The sequence below is a fragment of the Thermomicrobium sp. genome (genome assembly GCF_053493975.1).
In genome coordinates this window covers 1-15,896 of record NZ_JBRBZA010000028.1, presented here as the reverse complement: position 1 = coordinate 15,896, position 15,896 = coordinate 1, and the positions used below count along the sequence as shown (strand labels likewise).

The 15,896-nt window shown below is 64.7% G+C and carries 14 protein-coding genes, 2 tRNA genes and 1 pseudogene; 3 read left to right on the top strand and 14 right to left on the bottom strand.

The features are described 5' to 3' along the window. On the top strand, window positions 1-567 hold a 567-nt coding region (locus tag ACWIVK_RS05365), incomplete at its 5' end, for an MIP/aquaporin family protein (protein ID WP_448575549.1). 293 nt (window positions 568-860) lie between these two features. Here ACWIVK_RS05365 and ACWIVK_RS05360 read toward each other — a convergent pair. The 11 genes from ACWIVK_RS05360 to ACWIVK_RS05310 form a co-directional block, all read right to left on the bottom strand. Continuing rightward, window positions 861-2,288 (bottom strand): hypothetical protein, encoded by a 1,428-nt coding sequence (locus ACWIVK_RS05360; protein WP_448575548.1) that lies wholly within the window; start codon window positions 2,286-2,288, stop codon window positions 861-863. A gap of 418 nt (window positions 2,289-2,706) precedes the next feature. Then, window positions 2,707-3,360, bottom strand: coding sequence for a copper chaperone PCu(A)C (locus ACWIVK_RS05355; protein ID WP_448575547.1), 654 nt, complete (start codon window positions 3,358-3,360; stop codon window positions 2,707-2,709). 52 nt (window positions 3,361-3,412) lie between these two features. Then, on the bottom strand, window positions 3,413-4,033 hold the full coding sequence (locus ACWIVK_RS05350) for an SCO family protein (protein WP_448575546.1): 621 nt from the start codon (window positions 4,031-4,033) through the stop codon (window positions 3,413-3,415). An 11-nt stretch (window positions 4,034-4,044) separates the two neighbouring features. Further along, window positions 4,045-4,665 carry an SCO family protein gene (locus ACWIVK_RS05345; RefSeq protein ID WP_448575545.1) on the bottom strand — a complete coding sequence of 207 codons (621 nt, stop codon included), beginning with the start codon at window positions 4,663-4,665 and terminating at the stop codon, window positions 4,045-4,047. A 66-nt stretch (window positions 4,666-4,731) separates the two neighbouring features. Continuing rightward, window positions 4,732-5,091, bottom strand: a complete 360-nt coding sequence (locus tag ACWIVK_RS05340; protein WP_448575544.1) for a hypothetical protein — start codon at window positions 5,089-5,091, stop codon at window positions 4,732-4,734. A 307-nt stretch (window positions 5,092-5,398) separates the two neighbouring features. Next, window positions 5,399-6,328, bottom strand: coding sequence for an LLM class flavin-dependent oxidoreductase (locus ACWIVK_RS05335; protein WP_448575543.1), 930 nt, complete (start codon window positions 6,326-6,328; stop codon window positions 5,399-5,401). A gap of 124 nt (window positions 6,329-6,452) precedes the next feature. Beyond that, window positions 6,453-7,229: a 4-hydroxy-tetrahydrodipicolinate reductase gene (gene dapB / locus ACWIVK_RS05330; RefSeq protein WP_448575550.1), complete on the bottom strand. Its 777-nt coding sequence runs from the start codon at window positions 7,227-7,229 to the stop codon at window positions 6,453-6,455. Continuing rightward, window positions 7,229-8,137: a 4-hydroxy-tetrahydrodipicolinate synthase gene (gene dapA, locus ACWIVK_RS05325; RefSeq protein ID WP_448575542.1), complete on the bottom strand. Its 909-nt coding sequence runs from the start codon at window positions 8,135-8,137 to the stop codon at window positions 7,229-7,231. The genes dapB and dapA overlap by 1 nt, the downstream gene beginning before the upstream one ends. 379 nt (window positions 8,138-8,516) lie before the next feature. After that, on the bottom strand, window positions 8,517-9,242 hold the full coding sequence (locus ACWIVK_RS05320; protein ID WP_448575541.1) for a B3/B4 domain-containing protein: 726 nt from the start codon (window positions 9,240-9,242) through the stop codon (window positions 8,517-8,519). An 18-nt stretch (window positions 9,243-9,260) separates the two neighbouring features. After that, on the bottom strand, window positions 9,261-10,568 hold the full coding sequence (locus ACWIVK_RS05315) for a glycosyltransferase (RefSeq protein ID WP_448575540.1): 1,308 nt from the start codon (window positions 10,566-10,568) through the stop codon (window positions 9,261-9,263). Window positions 10,569-10,652: 84 nt separating this feature from the next. After that, a tRNA-Arg gene (locus ACWIVK_RS05310) sits at window positions 10,653-10,726 on the bottom strand. Window positions 10,727-10,827: 101 nt separating this feature from the next. Between ACWIVK_RS05310 and ACWIVK_RS05305 the strand changes: the two genes are divergently transcribed. Further along, window positions 10,828-10,902, top strand: a tRNA-Pro gene (locus ACWIVK_RS05305). Between the two features lie 74 nt (window positions 10,903-10,976). Beyond that, window positions 10,977-12,371 carry an L-seryl-tRNA(Sec) selenium transferase gene (selA, locus tag ACWIVK_RS05300; RefSeq protein ID WP_448575539.1) on the top strand — a complete coding sequence of 465 codons (1,395 nt, stop codon included), beginning with the start codon at window positions 10,977-10,979 and terminating at the stop codon, window positions 12,369-12,371. Here selA and dnaG read toward each other — a convergent pair. From dnaG to ACWIVK_RS05285, 3 genes and pseudogenes are all read right to left on the bottom strand, one after another. Further along, entirely contained in the window at window positions 12,364-14,214 is a 1,851-nt protein-coding gene (gene dnaG / locus ACWIVK_RS05295) for a DNA primase (RefSeq protein WP_448575538.1), read from the bottom strand. The two genes, selA and dnaG, sit on opposite strands and share 8 nt — an antisense overlap. 4 nt (window positions 14,215-14,218) lie before the next feature. Beyond that, a complete protein-coding gene (locus tag ACWIVK_RS05290) occupies window positions 14,219-15,289 on the bottom strand; it encodes a deoxyguanosinetriphosphate triphosphohydrolase (RefSeq protein WP_448575537.1) in 1,071 nt (356 codons plus the stop codon). 142 nt (window positions 15,290-15,431) lie between these two features. Next, window positions 15,432-15,896, bottom strand: a pseudogene (locus ACWIVK_RS05285) (aminomethyl transferase family protein); the annotation flags it as partial.

The window sequence follows — 15,896 nt, the reverse complement described above, 5'->3', positions numbered from 1 at the left end:
ATCGCGGTGAGCATCGCCGTTGGCTTGGCGGGACCGATCAGCGGCGGACACGTCAACCCAGCGGTGACGTTCGCACTGGCAGCGTGGGGCCTGTTCCCAGCCGAACGCGTCGTGGCTTACGTCGGGGCGCAACTGGCAGGTGGATTCAGTGGCGCAGTCCTGATCTGGCTCTTGTTTTGGCGACATTGGGAAGCGACCAGTGATCCAGCCGTGAAACGTGGAGTGTTCTGTACCGGCCCAGCGATTCGCTACTGGCCAGCGAATCTCGCGACTGAATGCGCGGGAACCGCAGTGCTCGCACTCGGTGTCGGAGCAGCGGTCACTGGGCGAGTGCCGAGTGCTGTCGTTCCATGGTGGGTCGGAGGACTGGTCTTGGCTATCGGCCTGGCGCTCGGTGGGACGACTGGCTTCGCACTCAATCCGGCGCGGGATGCGGCACCGCGGCTGGCTTACACGCTTCTGCCGATCGCCGGACGCGGCCATGCCGATTGGCGTTACGGGTGGATTCCGATCGTTGGACCAGTTCTCGGTGCCGTCCTCGGAATCGGCTTTTGGCGGTTGTTGTGAGCCAATTTGGTCAGGGTAACGATCAGACGCGTATGCGATCCGGCGGATTCCCGGAGGATTGGACGAGGCGGAGAGAATTGTCGGTGCCGTTGCGGGCTTCCCTGAATGGGAATCGCATACTCAGCGGCTCCACTCCTGCAGACGGACCACCATGAGCCAGCCTTCGCTTCTCTGGGGTGATGCCGTGAACCTGCATTCTCACACGACGCGTCGATGGCGGGAGGATGACGAGCCGTCGTGCTGCCCGTTGGTCAGCCAGACAGGTTGAGGTGTGGTGTCGATCTTACTCGACCTCACTGCTGACAGTTATAGGCAAATTGCCACGGACTACAGGGATCCCACGGATCACTGCCTTGGAGGATCTCCTCGAAGTCGGTGAATCCATCCACGTCCGTATCGCGTTTTCGCGGATCTGTCCCGTAATGGTAAACCTCCGAGCCGTCGGAAAGTCCGTCGCCGTCCGTATCCGAGTTGTACGGGTCGGTACCGAGACTCAGCTCCTCGTCGTCGGGTAGGCCATCGCCGTCGGTATCGATCTGGCGCGGGGGTGGTAGCGGCGGTGCTGGTTGTGGCGGCGGCTGAGGCTTAGGAGCGGGCGGTCGAGTCGGAGCCGGGATGGGTCGCACGTCGAAGGTCGCGCGCCCGTACTCCGTCTGACGCGTCACTGAATCGACGGCCCGAACAGTCCAGGTGCCAGCGATCTCCGTTCCGCCGGCTGCCTGACAATAGACCAAGGTGACGGTTACCCACTCGTTTCCGCGCAATTCCGCCTTGGTGAGATCAACGGGACCTTTGCCGGGTGGTATGGCTTGCACCACGACAGGAGTCACTTGGTTCCCCGGCGCACTGTTGCGCACTTGAATGTCGACCGCCGCGCCGCAGTCGTACGGTTGGACCGGTTCAGTCGGTACGCGCCACTCGAGCGTCGGCACCGGTGTCGCGGTCGGGGTGGGCGCGGGTAGAACGCCGAACGAGTCGCTGAGGATGGGACGGGTCGGCTGGTCGCTGCGATACCAACGGACCGTCCATGTTCCAGGCAACTGTTCGGCACGCGGGACGACACTGCAGAGGGAGGCACGCAGTGTCGACCACTGGTCCCCGGAAACCTCGATCGGCGGCAAGCTGAGTTTTTGACCACGCGGCGACTCGATGACGGCATAGACCTGGAACGACTCATTGGAGTCGGTACCTCTCGCGCGGATGCCGAGTTCCACGATCGTGCGGTTGGTTTTGCAGTCGCCGGCGATTATCGAGGTGCGTGGGGCGCTCGACTGCCACGTGATCGCCCGGGCCGGTCGGGTCGTGAAGGAGACAGCGGCGAGCACGCGGTCCGGCTGCGCCCGATCGACCCATTCGGCGCGCCACTCGCCAGCTGTGCCGGTGCTGCCGAGCTGAGTCAGGTCGACTTCCACCCGAATCGTTTGGCCGGGCTGGACGGCATAGGGTCCGAGCGTCCGGGGCTGGCCGTCGGGGGGCGTGAGGCGGAGCTCGATCTCGCTCACGCTCGTTTCGGCCGGCGCGCGGACCGTGAGGACGACTGCGGCGTTCCCCGTGTCGACGGGGGCAGAAGGCCCAGTGGCTATCCATCGCTGGGCGATCGCCGGTTGGGGCGATGGGGTCGGTGTCGCTGTCCCGGCTCGGTTACAGGCAGCGAGCAGAAGGAGAGCGAGGAAGAGCGACCTGACCAACGCCCGCTGCCGGTGTCGAAGGGTCGTGTGCATGAAGATCGCCCCGTTCGACCGATATCGATCAGGAAGCAGCCTCGAAGCATCGCGAAAAGAGAATAGCAGGGAAATCCGGCTCGTCAAGTGCACCGGTTGGCTACCCGCGATCGTGTCGTGCGGGAACAGCGCAGTCGGGAACGGACAGGCAGCCTGCAGTCTGCCACGCGGCAACCGGTGAGGGCTGGTAATTCGCCGGGGAGCGCAGCGCCTTGCGTTTTCATGAAGTAGCTGTCTGTACAGGGCTGGGCGTTGCTGCACGAGCGGGACGAGCCGCGCGTTCTGTCTCCGAGCGCGCAACGGGAGGACCTTAGCAGACGATGCGTCGACCGGAGCGGACGGCGCGCCGGTGGACGAGGAAAACGATGCAGGGGCAGGATCGTCCTGCCCCTGCACGATGCGCCGCGCCAAGCTCGGCTTACGGCCTTTGGACCACCGCTTTCACGGGAACATGACCGAGCTTCTCGAAGTGAAGCTCGACCTCGATCTCGTCGCCGGGATTCAGATCGCGCGTCAAACCGATCAGCATCATGTGCAACCCACCCGGCTTGAGCTCGACCGTTCCCTTCGCTGGGATGTCGATTCCGTCGACCGGCTGCATCTTCATGATGCCGCCTTCCATCTTGGTTTCGTGCAGCTCGACCGTCCCGGCAGCATCACAGTGCGCGTGCAGCAGGCGATCGGGTTGTTCTCCAGAGTTCTCGATCACCATGTAGACAGCGCTCAGGGCATCAGCCTGGGAGGCAGCCCGTGCCCACACGTTCCGGATGACCAACGTTCCGACCTGGAATTCGTTGCCGATGTTCGGCATGGCGCTGCCCATACCATGCCCGCTCATCCCGTGCCCCATCGTCGGCGTTGCTGACACGGTGGTCGGCGTCGGCATAGGGGTCGGAGTCGGGACGGCGGTCGGTGTCGGCTCATTCGGACTCGGTTGCATGGCTGCGGCCGTTGGCGGGGCAGGAGCAGGAGTCGGCGTCGACGTGGTCGCTCCGCCACACGCGTTCGCTGCGAGGAGTGCGACAACGACCACCATGGAGGACACGAGCCAGCCCCGGATTCGAGCGTGCATCGTACGCATCCTTTGACCTCCTCAGTCGACTGTTGCCGAACGAGCAGAACGCTCAGCGTCGCAACAGGGCGCGGAGGTCGCTCGCCATCTGCTCTGGCGTGAGCCCGAAGGGAAGGATGGCTCGCAGTTTCCCCTCGGTATCCAAGACAAAGCTGGACGAGGTATGTTCCACCAGGTATCCCAGGGCAGACGTCGTTTCCACCTTGGCATAGTAGACGCCGAAGACCGTGGCCAACTCGCGGATCCGGTCCTCGTCTCCGGTCAGCCCCAAGAAGGTGGGATCGTACTTCGCCAGATAGCTCGCCAACCGCTCAGGAGAATCGCGTTCCGGGTCGACCGAGACGAAGACGAGCTGCACGCGATCGGCCTGGTTACCGAGCATGGCGCGTGCCCGAGCCATCGTCGAGGCAGTCGTCGGGCAGACGTCTGGGCAGTGCGTGTAGCCGAAGAAGATGACCGTCACTTTCCCCCGGAAATCGGTCAATGCGTGCGGCTGGCCGTCGCTCCCGGTGAGTTGGATGGCCGGGATGTCCTGGGGCGGGTCGAGCAGCATCCCGTTCAGCGACGGTGCTGCCCGCGACTGCCAGAGGGACCAGCCAATGACAGCGACGACGATAGCGAGAGCCGCGAGCTCGGCGACGACGAGGCGACGAAGCCATGGTCGAGCAGGCATGTCGAGACTCCTCAGACGTAGCATCGGAACAGGTGCGCCGCCTCGTAGAGGTAGCGCCGCACTCCTCGGCTCTCGCGGATTTCCCGCTCGAGTGCCGCGAGGTCACGGGTCAGCACTGCTGGCGACGGCGCGATCCGATACTCGGCACGGACGATCCCGAGCGGATCGACGACGACGATGAGCGGGTCGACCGTCCCGTCAGGGCGCCGCGGTACGCGGAAGCCGCTCAGCGTGAGGTCCAACTCGCGCTGGTTCGAACTCCCTAGGACCGTCCATGGTTGCCCATGCCGCGCGAGCGTCTCGCTCAGCGCAGCGAGCTGCTCGCGAGAGGCTAACTCGCTGGCGATCCAGATCAATTCCACGCGCCCAGTGGTCTCCATGCCTGCAACTGCTGTGGTGATGAGTTGGCCGCGACTCGCGCAGTCGACCCCACACTCGGCATTGCCGAAGGTGACGACGAGGATCTGGCCGCGCAGGCTGTCGCTCGAAACCAACTGGCCGCTCGGATCGTGGAGCCCGAAGCCTGGAGCCATGCGCAGGCGCGGCAGAACGCGCGGCGCGAACAACGCATTCCAGACGATCGAGAGCGTCGCCAGTAGGAGGACCGCGATCAGGGCCAAGCGGCGCACCATGATGAACCATCCTCGATCAACGAGCATCGAGCGTTCGAGAGCAGGACGAGCGATCATCCGCGCCGCTCATCGGCGTGGGGGCGGGATCGGTGGGCGATGGTCGACACCGGCTGGAATCATGTTGGTCGGGAACAAAGGAGATCGGCCAACGCCGAGCTGGAGCATGACGATGGCGATGACGACAACGGGTACGAGCGTGCCGAGCGCGAAGGGCATCGCTGGTGCCGTCACGACCGGACCGTCGGGAAGATCACTCATCGAGGAGTAACCAGACGGCGAACCGTGATGGTGACTGGGCAACTCGAACAGGGCGTGCGGATGCGGTGCAGCAGCACCGCAGGTGCAGGACGTCGGCACAGCAGTCGCGGCGAGCACAGCGACGAAAAAGACAGCGATGGTAGCGAGCGAGGCGAATCGTCGAAACACTGCCGGCCCTACCTAGGCGCTGAACTCAGCGCTTTCCCATTCAATGGTACGGCACGAGATCTCGAAAGAGACAATGGGGAGAACCATGACTCGCAGCAGCGCTGCAACCCTGTCCTGCGAAGACTGATCGTGGTCAGCTCCGAGAAAGCGCGGCGCGGGAGGCATTCGGTACGGAGCCCACACCAGACGTTCTCGCGAGTTCAGCGAGATCGTTGCGACGGCAAAACGCAGCGGGGCGCGGACGAATGCAGTACAGGGTGGCGTCGAGGAAAAGCGGCGCCTCTACAGTGCTGACCTTTCAGAAGGGTCAGCTCGCAAAGTGGGGCATGACGCGTTCGACGAACGCCTGGAGCGCCTCGAAGTCGACCGGTGGCCGGATCGTCACATTGATCCAGTTCGCTCCAGCAGCGTGATACTCCGCGAGCAGCGCACTGATGCGGTCGGGGCCACCGATGAGCCAGCCCGGCTGTTCGAGCGCATGCGGCCCGACCTGTTCGACGAGCTGCTCGCGGAGACGGGACACTGTCCGCTCGTCGTCTTCCGTCGCCATATAGAGCCCGACCTGAACCGCGATCTGGAGCGTCGCGGGGTCGCGCCCTTCGACTTCGCACCAGTGCTCCAGCGCCGCTCGCTTCTGGCGAAAGCCTTCCGGGCTGACGTAGGGGATGTTCCAGCCGTCCGCATGTCGTGCCGCGATGCGGGCTGTCCGGCGCTCACCGGCACCCCCGATCCACAGCGGCAACCTCGGCTGGAGCGGTTTGGGAAAGACCCGGGCCTCACGGAGCTGAATCCAGCGTCCCTCGAACGTCACCGCCTCCTCCTGGAGGAGCCGGCGCAAGGCCGTGATTCCTTCTTCCAGCTGATCGAGTCGCTCGCGATCCGAGAGGAACGGGTAGCCAAAGGCGCGATATTCCGGCTCATGCCACCCAGCGCCCAGCCCGACCTCCAATCGCCCGTTGCTCAAGTGATCGATGGTCACGATCGATTTGGCCAACAGGCCGATGTTGCGGAACTGAACGGCGAAAACCATACAACCGAACCGAATTCGCTGGGTATCGCAAGCGAGTGCAGCGAGCAGGGCGACCGCCTCGTAGTGTGGGATGCGGTCGGATGTCCGGGCATAAAAGTGATCCCAGACCGAAAACCAGGAGAAACCATGGGCATCAGCGAAGCGCCACAGCTGGCGGAGTTCGTCAGTCGTCGTGTTCTGCGGACCGACATGAATCCCGAACCGCATCCCCGGCATATCCCGCCTCTTCCCCGATTCAGGTCCCGTTCTCCCGAACCATACTACCGTGGATCGGCTCCCGTGGCTATGAGCGATCGAGAGCAGTCCCCGGAGCCTGAACACCCATGGTCACTCAGGTGACGAGATCCTGCAGCGTGTACAGTCCAGGTGATCGGCCGACGAGTCGGCGCGCTGCTTCCAGGGCGCCCTGTGCATAGGCGCGGCGACTCTGTACCCAGTGAGTCACCTCGATCGCCTCGTCGTCGGTCGCCAGCAGGACGGTGTGCCGGCCGACTTCGCCACCGGCGCGGACTGCATGGATGCCGACTTCGCCAGGTTGTCGAGGAGCGGTACCCGGCCCACGGCCGTACACCAGCTGGCTGGGAGCGGGCTCGCGGGCTGCGAGCAGTGTCCGTGCCAGCGCGAGCGCCGTCCCGGAGGGAGCATCTCGCTTGTGCCGATGGTGCCGCTCGATCAGCTCGACATCCCAGGTCGGCAAGCGCGAGACGAGTGTAGGGAGAAGCCACTGTAAGAGGGCGATGCCGAGGCTGAAGTTCGCAGCCTGGATGACAGGCACGTGCTGGGCGACCTGCCGGATGACCGCCTGATCGTTCTCGCTCAGGCCTGTCGTCCCGATCACCAGCGGGATACCCGCGTGCGCGGCGGCTTCCGCGACCGCCACCGTCACTGCCGGATGACTGAAGTCGATCACCACATCAGCTCCCTGGACGAGTTCGGCCACACGACTGGTGAGCGCGAGCGATATGGGGAGCTGTGCGGCGACCTCCTCGGGATCACGCGTTGGACGAATGAGCCCGCGGACGAGCTGGATATCCGGGGCGGACGCGGCCAGTTCGAGGATTGCGCGCCCCATTCTTCCAGTGACACCGGTGAGCGCGAGGCGGAGCATCACGCAGCCTCCCCCATCGGTCGCGCCAGAAGCGAGGCGGTGTGTGGACAACTGGCCAGCGCAGCGAGCAGTCGCTCGCGGTTGGCCGGGGCCAACGGCGCAAGGGGGAGGCGGACAGCCGCGCTGCACAACCCCAACAGTTCCGCTGCCGTCTTGACCGGCACCGGGTTAGTCTCGATGAACAGTGCGCGAGCCAGCGGGAAGAGTTCACTGTGGAGTTGGCGTGCACGTGCAAGGTCACCGTCGAGTGCAGCGCGAACCATCGTCGCCGTGGCAGCCGGCGCGATATTCGCCAGAACAGAGACGACACCGTGGCCTCCGACCGCGATGATCGGCAACGTGAGCGAATCGTCGCCGCTCAACACCGCGCTCCGATCACCCACCGCGAGGACCAGTTCGCTCACCTGGTCGAGCGACCCACTCGACTCCTTGAAGGCGATGACCGGTGCGATCTCCAGCAGGCGCCGCGCCGTCTCGGGGGCGAGATTGACACCGGTCCGACTCGGGACATTGTAGATGACGAGCGGGAGATCGACCGCATCGGCGATCGCGGCGACGTGACGAAGCAAACCCTCCTGCTGTGGCTTATTGTAGTAAGGCGTGACGACCATGGCAGCGGTCGCTCCCAGTTCGCGCGCTAGGCGAGTTCGTTGAATAGTGACGGTCGTGGAATTCGTTCCCGTGCCGACGATCACCGGGACGCGGCCCGCCGCTTGCTCGATCACGACCGCTGCGACACGCTGCCATTCGGTATCGGACAAACTCGGCGTCTCACCGGTCGTTCCGCAGGGGACGAGTCCATCGACCTGGTTGGCGATGAGCCAGTCGACGAGGTCGCGCAGTCGCGGCTCGTCGATCTCCTCACCAGCGAAGGGCGTGATCAAGGCAACGAACGTTCCGCGGAGCATGCTGTTCCCTCCTCATCGCATCACGCAAGACGACTCGAGGCCACACCGTAGCGCCGCGACGGGTGCGTCGCTTCCGAAAACGCACCTATCCCATCAGCGCCGGGCGCTCGACGACTGGTCGATCGGTTTTTGTTGTCTTGGGCGTCTCAGGACGTGAGGGAACAGCGTTTCAGGGGATAGACACGACGAGGGGCTCGTGCCGAGCAGCACGACTGCCGGGCCGACGTTATTCGTTCGAGGGCTCGCGCACCTTCACCCATCTCCTGCATCCTTCGGTCGAGCCCGTACCACTTTCAGAGTAGCAAGTCTCGGCCGTCTCGTCAAGCGAGGACGATGCCAACGATGGATCATCGTGCACCAAAGCGTGTTCGGCGCGGTCTCAGCTGATTGCATCGCCGCGGGCCGAGTCGAAGACCGGACGGGTCACATCGACGAGGCCGCGTTGCACGGTCGCACCGAGCAGCGACCGGAGTTGCTCGCTGAGCCAATCAGCCGCTGCCATCGCAGCGGCCGCCGTGACACCCTGGAAGGCATCGATCGGGAAGAGAATCGTGCGCGAATCTGGCGTGACGAGTCCAGTCCGGCTCTGCCGCCATACCCAGCGTCGAGTCCGGACGTCGTGGTCATGAACGTACACGATTTCTCCCACCTCCGGCTCTTCTGGTGCGTCGTCACCGAGGGGCAGAAAGCGATCGCCAGGCAGGCTCGCACGGACGGTCAGACCCTTCGGAGCTGTAGCGAGATCGTGCGCGCCGATTGGGACGAGAAACCGGAGCGACGCTGCATTCGCGAGATCGACGGCCGGGTTGATGCTCGGAGGAGGGTTACCCTTCAGTGTCCGGCGGACCAGCGCTTCGACCGAGCTCTGATACGTACTGGCGGACCAGCCGAGCTGGCGAAAGGCGCGCCGCCAGACGTCGATCTCCGGCAAGGTCTTGGGGTCGACCGCTCGCCAGCGCTCGCGCACAAGGTGGGCGCTTTCCGCGAGCAATGTGCGCGCCAGTTCGACGTGCCGCCGGTTGTCGACTCGATCAGCGACCAGAACGATGACCAGATAGTCGGGAAACTGCTCGAAGACTTCCGAGGAAACGCGGAAGACGGCCATCCCGCCTGTCGCCCTCCTCTATCCTGTCGTGCCGCACGGTTGGAGGATCCCGCGGCGCGCGACCTGCTCGTAGAGCCTGGCGACGACCGTCGTGACCCGGTGCCAGGAGAAGCGGAGCGCAGCCTGCCGAGCACCGACTTGCAAGCGCGTGCGGAACTGGTGGTCAGTAAGGACACGAACGGTCGCGGCTGCGAGTGCGACGGGGTCGTTGGGCGGAACGTGTAAACCGGAAACCTCGTGTTCGACGCTGAACCGCAAGCCGCCGACCTGACTGGCGACGACCGGTGTGCCGCAGGCCATCGATTCGACAGCGACGAGGCCGAACGACTCGTAGTGGGAGGGGATCAGGCACACGTCTGCTGCATTGTAGAAGAGCGGGAGTTCTCCCTGCGGTCGCGAGCCGAGGAAGCGGACGGTTTCGGCGATACCGAGTTCACGGGCATCGGTCATGACGCGCGAGAGGGCCGCGTCAGGTCGCGAGCCAGCTGAGGCATCGAATCCACCGCCGAGAAAGAGGAGGAGCGGCTGGCGCGGCGCCAGTTCTCGCGCGATCCGTTGCCAGGCGCGCAAGAGAACGTCGATCCCTTTGACCGGGTCGATCCGCCCGACGAAGAGAGCGACGGGGCGATCGAGTGGGATTCCCAGCCGACTGCGGGCGGCTGCACGATCGAGCGGTCGGAAGTGCTCCGCGTCGACGCCCGGCGGCACAGTGCACAGGCGAGAAGGTGGCGCGCCGAGTTCGTTGACGATCGTCTCGCGCTCGTCCGGATTGGCCGCGATGATCGCATCGGCGACCCGCGCGAGGCCCTGCTCGACCTGGAGACGGAGCACCGATTCCGGTGGACTCGCCTGCACGGTGTTCTTGAGGACAGCCAGGGTGTGGAACATGTGCACGAACGGGACGTCCCAATAGCGTTGCAAGAGGTGCGCAGCCCAACCGGAGAGCCAGTAATGGGCGTGGACGATATCGTAGGACAGTTGCTGGCGATCGACGAGATAGGCCAGTTCGCTGACGAACGTGGGGAGATAGCAGAAGAGCTGTTCCTTCGGTAAGGCGGTTGCGGGCCCAGCGTCCAGCGCATAGACGCGAACACCCGGGAACGGCTCGACGAGCGATGGAACAGTTGGATGATCGCGGCGGGTGTAGATATCGACTGCGACACCGCGCTGGGCGAGATGCCGGCTCAGTTCTCGGATATAGACGTTCATTCCGCCAGCGCTGCCGATGCCAGGCTGTGCGAGCGGCGATGTATGCACGCTGAGCATCGCGACGCGTTGGATTCCCGGGACTGGGAAAAACTCCCGGTGCTCGCGGTTGGGCTCCACGCCTTCCTCGCTCCCTCTCTTTCGCACGCGCCCGAAACAAAACCACCGGAGGGGAAACCGGTGGCGCGCGGCGCACGTGCTCGGCGCCCGCGGAGGGACTCGAACCCCCGACCACAGGGCTTAGGACGCCCCGGCTCTTTCCCCTGAGCTACGCGGGCGCACACCCCAGCGCATGTTCAATTCTAGCGGAGGAGCATGCCGCGGCGCTAGGACTCCTTGGCAGCCCCGTGGACGGTTTGTTATACTGCTTGCGGTTGGACGGGGAGTGGCGCAGCCCGGTTAGCGCGCCGCGTTCGGGACGCGGAGGTCGGAGGTTCGAATCCTCTCTCCCCGACTGCGGGGGCCGGTTCGACCGGCCTTTTTTGTTCCAGTCGGAGTCGCAGCATGTGCGACGAGAAAAGCGAGCCGATGAGGGGCGAGCAGCAGCGACTGCGTGCGCTGCCGTCGGTCTCCTCCCTGATCCAGCATCCGGTGATCGCACCGTTTGCACGAGAAGTCGGGGCGCGGAGCCTGACGCGTCTGGCACAACTCGTGTTGGAAGAAGCGCGCCAGGCGATCCTCGCTGGCCGCCCAACCGGTGACGTCGTCGCTGTCTTGCAACGGAAACTCCAAAAGCTCTCCCAGCCGCGCCTCCGCTCGGTCATCAATGCGACCGGCGTCATCATTCATACCAACCTCGGCCGTGCGCCGGTCAGCGATGAGGCGGCGCGTGCCATGGCGGAGGTGGCAGGCCGCTACACGGCGCTGGAGATCGAGTTAGAGAGTGGGCGGCGGGGTGGACGGATGAGCGAACTCAGTCAGCTGCTCGCGCTTCTGACGGGAGCCGAGGCTGGGCTCGTCGTCAACAACAATGCAGCTGCTGTCTTGCTCGTCTTGAGCACGTTCTGCGCCGGCCGCGCAGTCCTCGTTTCGCGCAGCCAGGCAGTGGAAATCGGAGGCGGTTTCCGGATTCCCGACGTTCTTCGGCAAAGCGGTGCCCGGCTCGTCGAGGTGGGGACGACCAATCGGACCTACGTCCGCGACTATGCCGAAGCGATCAGCGATGAGACGGCGGCGATTCTCTCGGTCCACTGGAGCAATTTCCGGATCATCGGCTTCACGGCACAACCGGAGCTCGGCGAACTCGCTGAACTCGCACATGCGCGCGGACTCCTGCTCATCGAGGATCTCGGGAGCGGCGCGCTGCTCGATACTGCAACCTATGGGCTCGCCCACGAACCGACTGTCCAAGAAGCGATCGCTGCCGGTGCCGATCTGGTCTGTTTCTCGGGCGACAAGTTGCTCGGTGGTCCGCAGGCGGGGATCATCGTCGGGAGGCGAGAACTCATCGAGCGGGTCGAGCGACATCCGCTGGCCCGTGCGGTCCGCGCGGACAAGACCGCCTTAGCGGGCACTGCGGTGACTCTCCGACATTACCTGCGCGGGGAAGCGATCGAGAAGATTCCCGTCTGGCGCATGATCGCGACGCCGCTCTCCGCGTTGGAGGCGCGTTGCCGAGCCTGGCAGTCGGCGCTCCGCGACGTGGTCGAGGCGGAGATCGTCGCGACCGAGGCGACGGTCGGTGGAGGCTCGTTGCCCGGGGAAACGCTCCCGAGCCGGGCACTCGCGCTGGGGGCAGAAGCGATCGCCGAGGTCCAGCCTGGTCTGACCGTCGAGGAACTCGCTCGCCGCTTGCGGACTGGTCAGCCGCCAGTCGTGGGGCGCGTCGAGGCCGATCGCCTGCTCCTGGATGCCCGAACAGTCATGCCCGAGCAAGACGAGGCACTCGTCGAGGCGCTCCGCCGTTCTCTCGTCATCAGCTGACCGGATCCCGTGTGTCGCGGAAGTAGGGGCTGCGTTCCGGATAGAACTCGGGGAAGCGTTTCTTGAGCGCTTCGATCAACTCGAGTGCACGCCGGAGTTCGGCCCGGTCGCCCCGCTCTTCGGCATCGCGCACTTCGCTCAAGAGCGAACGCAACCGCTCGTCGTGACGTTCGCGACGGAGCCTGCGGAAGGCTTCCCGGATAGCCTGGCGAGCGAGCGGCACTGGGAGGTCGGGTTGTGTCGCGAATCGCTGGCGCAGCTGGGCAATGTCGTCCCGGAGATCCTCTGCCAGCGCCGTGTCGTCGAGTGGTTGACCGGCGAGGAGCAGGCTGACGAGTTCGCGATAACGGGCATCGGTGATCGTCTCCAGGTCGATTTCGCCGACCAGAAGGGCTGCTGCCTCGGGATAGCGCAGAAGAAGGCCGACGAATTGCTGCTCGGTAGAGAGTGGCTGAAGGATTTCCGCTGCGGTCGTCTTGGGAGAGGGTTCTCGGGCCGGTCGACGTCGGATCGAGGCGAGGAGGCGTCGAACCGTCTCCTCAGGCAGGCGCAGCCGGGCTGCGACCGAACGCGTGTAGAGATCGACCTGAACCGGGTCGCCGAGTTCGAGGAGGAGGGGGGCGATGCGTTGGAGCAACGCGGTGGCCGCACGAGGATTCGCGGGGGCTTGGTCGCCGAGGAGCATATCCAAGTAGTAGTCGACGAGCGGCACGGCATGAGCGAGGGTGTCGTCCCAGCGGGAGCGATCCTGCCGAATGAGGTCGTCGGGATCGAGGCCTTCCGGAAGCACTACGACGGCGAGTTCGACGTCCAGCGTGCGCTCGAAGCGGATCAGTTGGCGGGGATCGACGATGGCACGTTCTCCCTCCGCGAGGGCGTGGCGAAGCAGCTCCAGTCCGCGCAAGGTCGCCTGGCGTCCGGCGACGTCGGCATCGAGCGCGAGCAGGATGCGGTCGGCGAGGCGACGGAGCTGTCTCCCCTGCCGCTCGGTCAAGGCGGTGCCGAGCGAGGCGACGGTGTTCGTGTAACCGAACTGATGAGCCGTGATCGCATCCAGATAGCCTTCGACGACGATTGCCGTACGCTGCTGGCGAATCGACTCCTCGGCGAGATCGATCGCATACAATACGCTCCCTTTGTCGAACAGTGGGGTTTGTGGCGAGTTGAGGTATTTGGGTTGTGCCTCGCCCAACGTGCGTCCTCCGAAGCCGAGGATGGTACCGTGTCGGTCGCGGATGGGGAAGATGAGTCGGTCGCGAAAGCGATCGACGATCGAGCCGTCATCTCGGCGCACGACGAGGCCAGCCGTAACGAGTTCCTCCGGTCCGGCACCGTGTTGCGTGAGATACCGGACGAGCGCAGTCGGGGCATCGGGTGCGTAGCCGAGACCGAAGCGCTCGGCGGTCGGACGATCGATCCCGCGCCGTTCCAGGTAGGAGCGCGCTGCGACACCGAACGATGTCCCCCACAGCACGTGGGCGAACCATGCCGCGGCCAAGCGATTCAGTTCCGCCAGTCGGCGACGCTGCTCGTCTTCGGCACGTTCCTCCGGTCGGAGTGGCGAGAGCGTGATCCCGGCTCGCTCGGCCAGGCGCTGCAGGGCCTCGCGAAAGTCGAGTTGCTCGATGCGCATCAAGAAACTGATCGCGTCACCGCTCGCTCCACAGCCGAAGCAATAGAACGATTGTGTTTCGGGGAAAACATAAAAAGAGGGGGTCTTCTCCTGGTGAAAAGGGCACAGGGCCTTGAAGTTTTTCCCGGCCTTGCGCAGCTGGACGTACCCGCCGATCAGATCGACGATATCGATGGCTTCTCGGACTCGTTCGACGTCCTGGCGTCCCATCGATCTATCCGAGGAATGTCCAAAAGCGCGGTAACCAGATCGCTTCGAAGCACGCGAGTGCGTAGCGATCCGTCATGCTGGCGACGTAGTCAGCGGCGATGCGCTCGACTGGCTCGTTCTCGAGCATCTGGCGGAACGTTGCTGGCATCTCGTCCGGATGCGTGACGAAGTGCTCGAACAGGAACTGGATGATCCGCTCCGCCTTGCGCGTCTCTTCCAACCGGTTGAGCGGCTCGTAGACCCGCTCGAACAGAAAGCGACGCAGCTGATTGGCTGCTTCCTCCATCTCCGGCGAGAGACGAATGACTGGTTGGCCAGGTGAGAACGTGTCGAGCAGGGGGGCAGAGGTCGCGACGACATCGGCGACGAGACGATGGATCCGCTCTCCGTGCGTTCGTCCGAGCGTGTCGAGCACGTCCGCTGGGGCATCGGCCAGGGTGATCATGCCAGCGCGAAGGGCATCGTCGAGGTCGTGATTGATGTAGGCGATACCGTCGCTGATCTTGACCACTTGTCCTTCCGGCGTCGAAGGCCAGCCGGCGATCGGGCTACTGATACTTTCGATCGTCTTCGAGTGACGCAGGATGCCGTCCCGCACTTGCTCGGTCAGGTTGAGCCCTTGGCCATCGCGCTCCAACCGATCGACGACTCGCAAGCTCTGTTCGTTATGGCGAAAACCGGGAAAAACAGCGGCGAGAGCACGCTCGCCGGTATGACCGAACGGCGTGTGACCCAGGTCGTGAGCGAGGCCGATCGCTTCGATGAGATCCTCGTTGAGGCGGAGTGCACGGCCGATCGTGCGAGCGATTTGTGTGACTTCGAGCGTGTGCGTCAAACGGGTCCGGTAGTGGTCCCCGGGCGGCGCGATGAAAACTTGTGTCTTGTGCTTGAGACGGCGGAAGGCCTTCGAATGAATGACCCGATCACGATCGCGTTGATAGGGCGTGCGGAACGGGCATTCCGGTTCCGACTGCTGGCGCCTGGCATGCCGACTCGCCGTGGCCCGCGGATGAAGCCACTTCGCTTCTCGCTCCTCCAAGAGGACGCGTATGGTCGGCAGAGCCGTCTCTTCCATCTCGTCGCGCACCCTTCCGGTGAGAGAGTGTACGAACGCTGTCAGAGCTCTGCCAGCCTACATCTTATCGTTCGGAGAAGAGCGAGCCCCCGGCGCAGCACGGGGGCTCGTGACGAGACTCGGATAGCGTCATACGCGTGCGTTACGAGCGGCGGGTACGGGCGACTTGCTCGCGGTAGCGGCGGGCTGGTTCGGCGTAGGGGGCCGGACCGACCGTCACCCACACCTCGGTCTGCACGTGCCGCTCGACCGACGGCTTGCGCGAACCCCCGTTCGGCTCCCCCCAGACCACGCGCAGCCGCGTCCCCTCCTGGGCATACTCCGCGCGCACCGTCGCCAGCGAGAGCACCCGCTCCTCGTTCGAGGAGAAGCCGGTGAACATGGCAAAGCCGACGACCTCCCCGGCTTCGTTGAGGACGGCGTCGTACATCCAGGTCGCGTACTGGGCCAAGGGGAGATCGAAGTACTTGTAGCGCTGGCCCTTGGGATGCGTGACGAGACTGCTGATGACGCGCGCGGCCTCCTCCGGATCCCAGACCAGCGTCACCTTCTTGCGGTGCGGCTGGTCCTTGAGCTGTTCCAGGGCTGCGCGGCCGACGAAGTCGTG

What these genes read in the sequence shown, in the direction of transcription:
- ACWIVK_RS05360 (WP_448575548.1), bottom strand. Translation starts at nt 2,288, where the DNA reads ATGCACACGACCCTTCGACACCGGCAGCGGGCGTTGGTCAGGTCGCTC.
- ACWIVK_RS05355 (WP_448575547.1), bottom strand. Translation starts at nt 3,360, where the DNA reads ATGCACGCTCGAATCCGGGGCTGGCTCGTGTCCTCCATGGTGGTCGTT.
- ACWIVK_RS05350 (WP_448575546.1), bottom strand. Translation starts at nt 4,033, where the DNA reads ATGCCTGCTCGACCATGGCTTCGTCGCCTCGTCGTCGCCGAGCTCGCG.
- ACWIVK_RS05345 (WP_448575545.1), bottom strand. Translation starts at nt 4,665, where the DNA reads ATGGTGCGCCGCTTGGCCCTGATCGCGGTCCTCCTACTGGCGACGCTC.
- ACWIVK_RS05335 (WP_448575543.1), bottom strand. Translation starts at nt 6,328, where the DNA reads ATGCGGTTCGGGATTCATGTCGGTCCGCAGAACACGACGACTGACGAA.
- dapB (WP_448575550.1), bottom strand. Translation starts at nt 7,229, where the DNA reads ATGCTCCGCCTCGCGCTCACCGGTGTCACTGGAAGAATGGGGCGCGCA.
- dapA (WP_448575542.1), bottom strand. Translation starts at nt 8,137, where the DNA reads ATGCTCCGCGGAACGTTCGTTGCCTTGATCACGCCCTTCGCTGGTGAG.
- ACWIVK_RS05320 (WP_448575541.1), bottom strand. Translation starts at nt 9,242, where the DNA reads ATGGCCGTCTTCCGCGTTTCCTCGGAAGTCTTCGAGCAGTTTCCCGAC.
- selA (WP_448575539.1), top strand. Translation starts at nt 10,977, where the DNA reads ATGAGGGGCGAGCAGCAGCGACTGCGTGCGCTGCCGTCGGTCTCCTCC.
- dnaG (WP_448575538.1), bottom strand. Translation starts at nt 14,214, where the DNA reads ATGGGACGCCAGGACGTCGAACGAGTCCGAGAAGCCATCGATATCGTC.
- ACWIVK_RS05290 (WP_448575537.1), bottom strand. Translation starts at nt 15,289, where the DNA reads ATGGAAGAGACGGCTCTGCCGACCATACGCGTCCTCTTGGAGGAGCGA.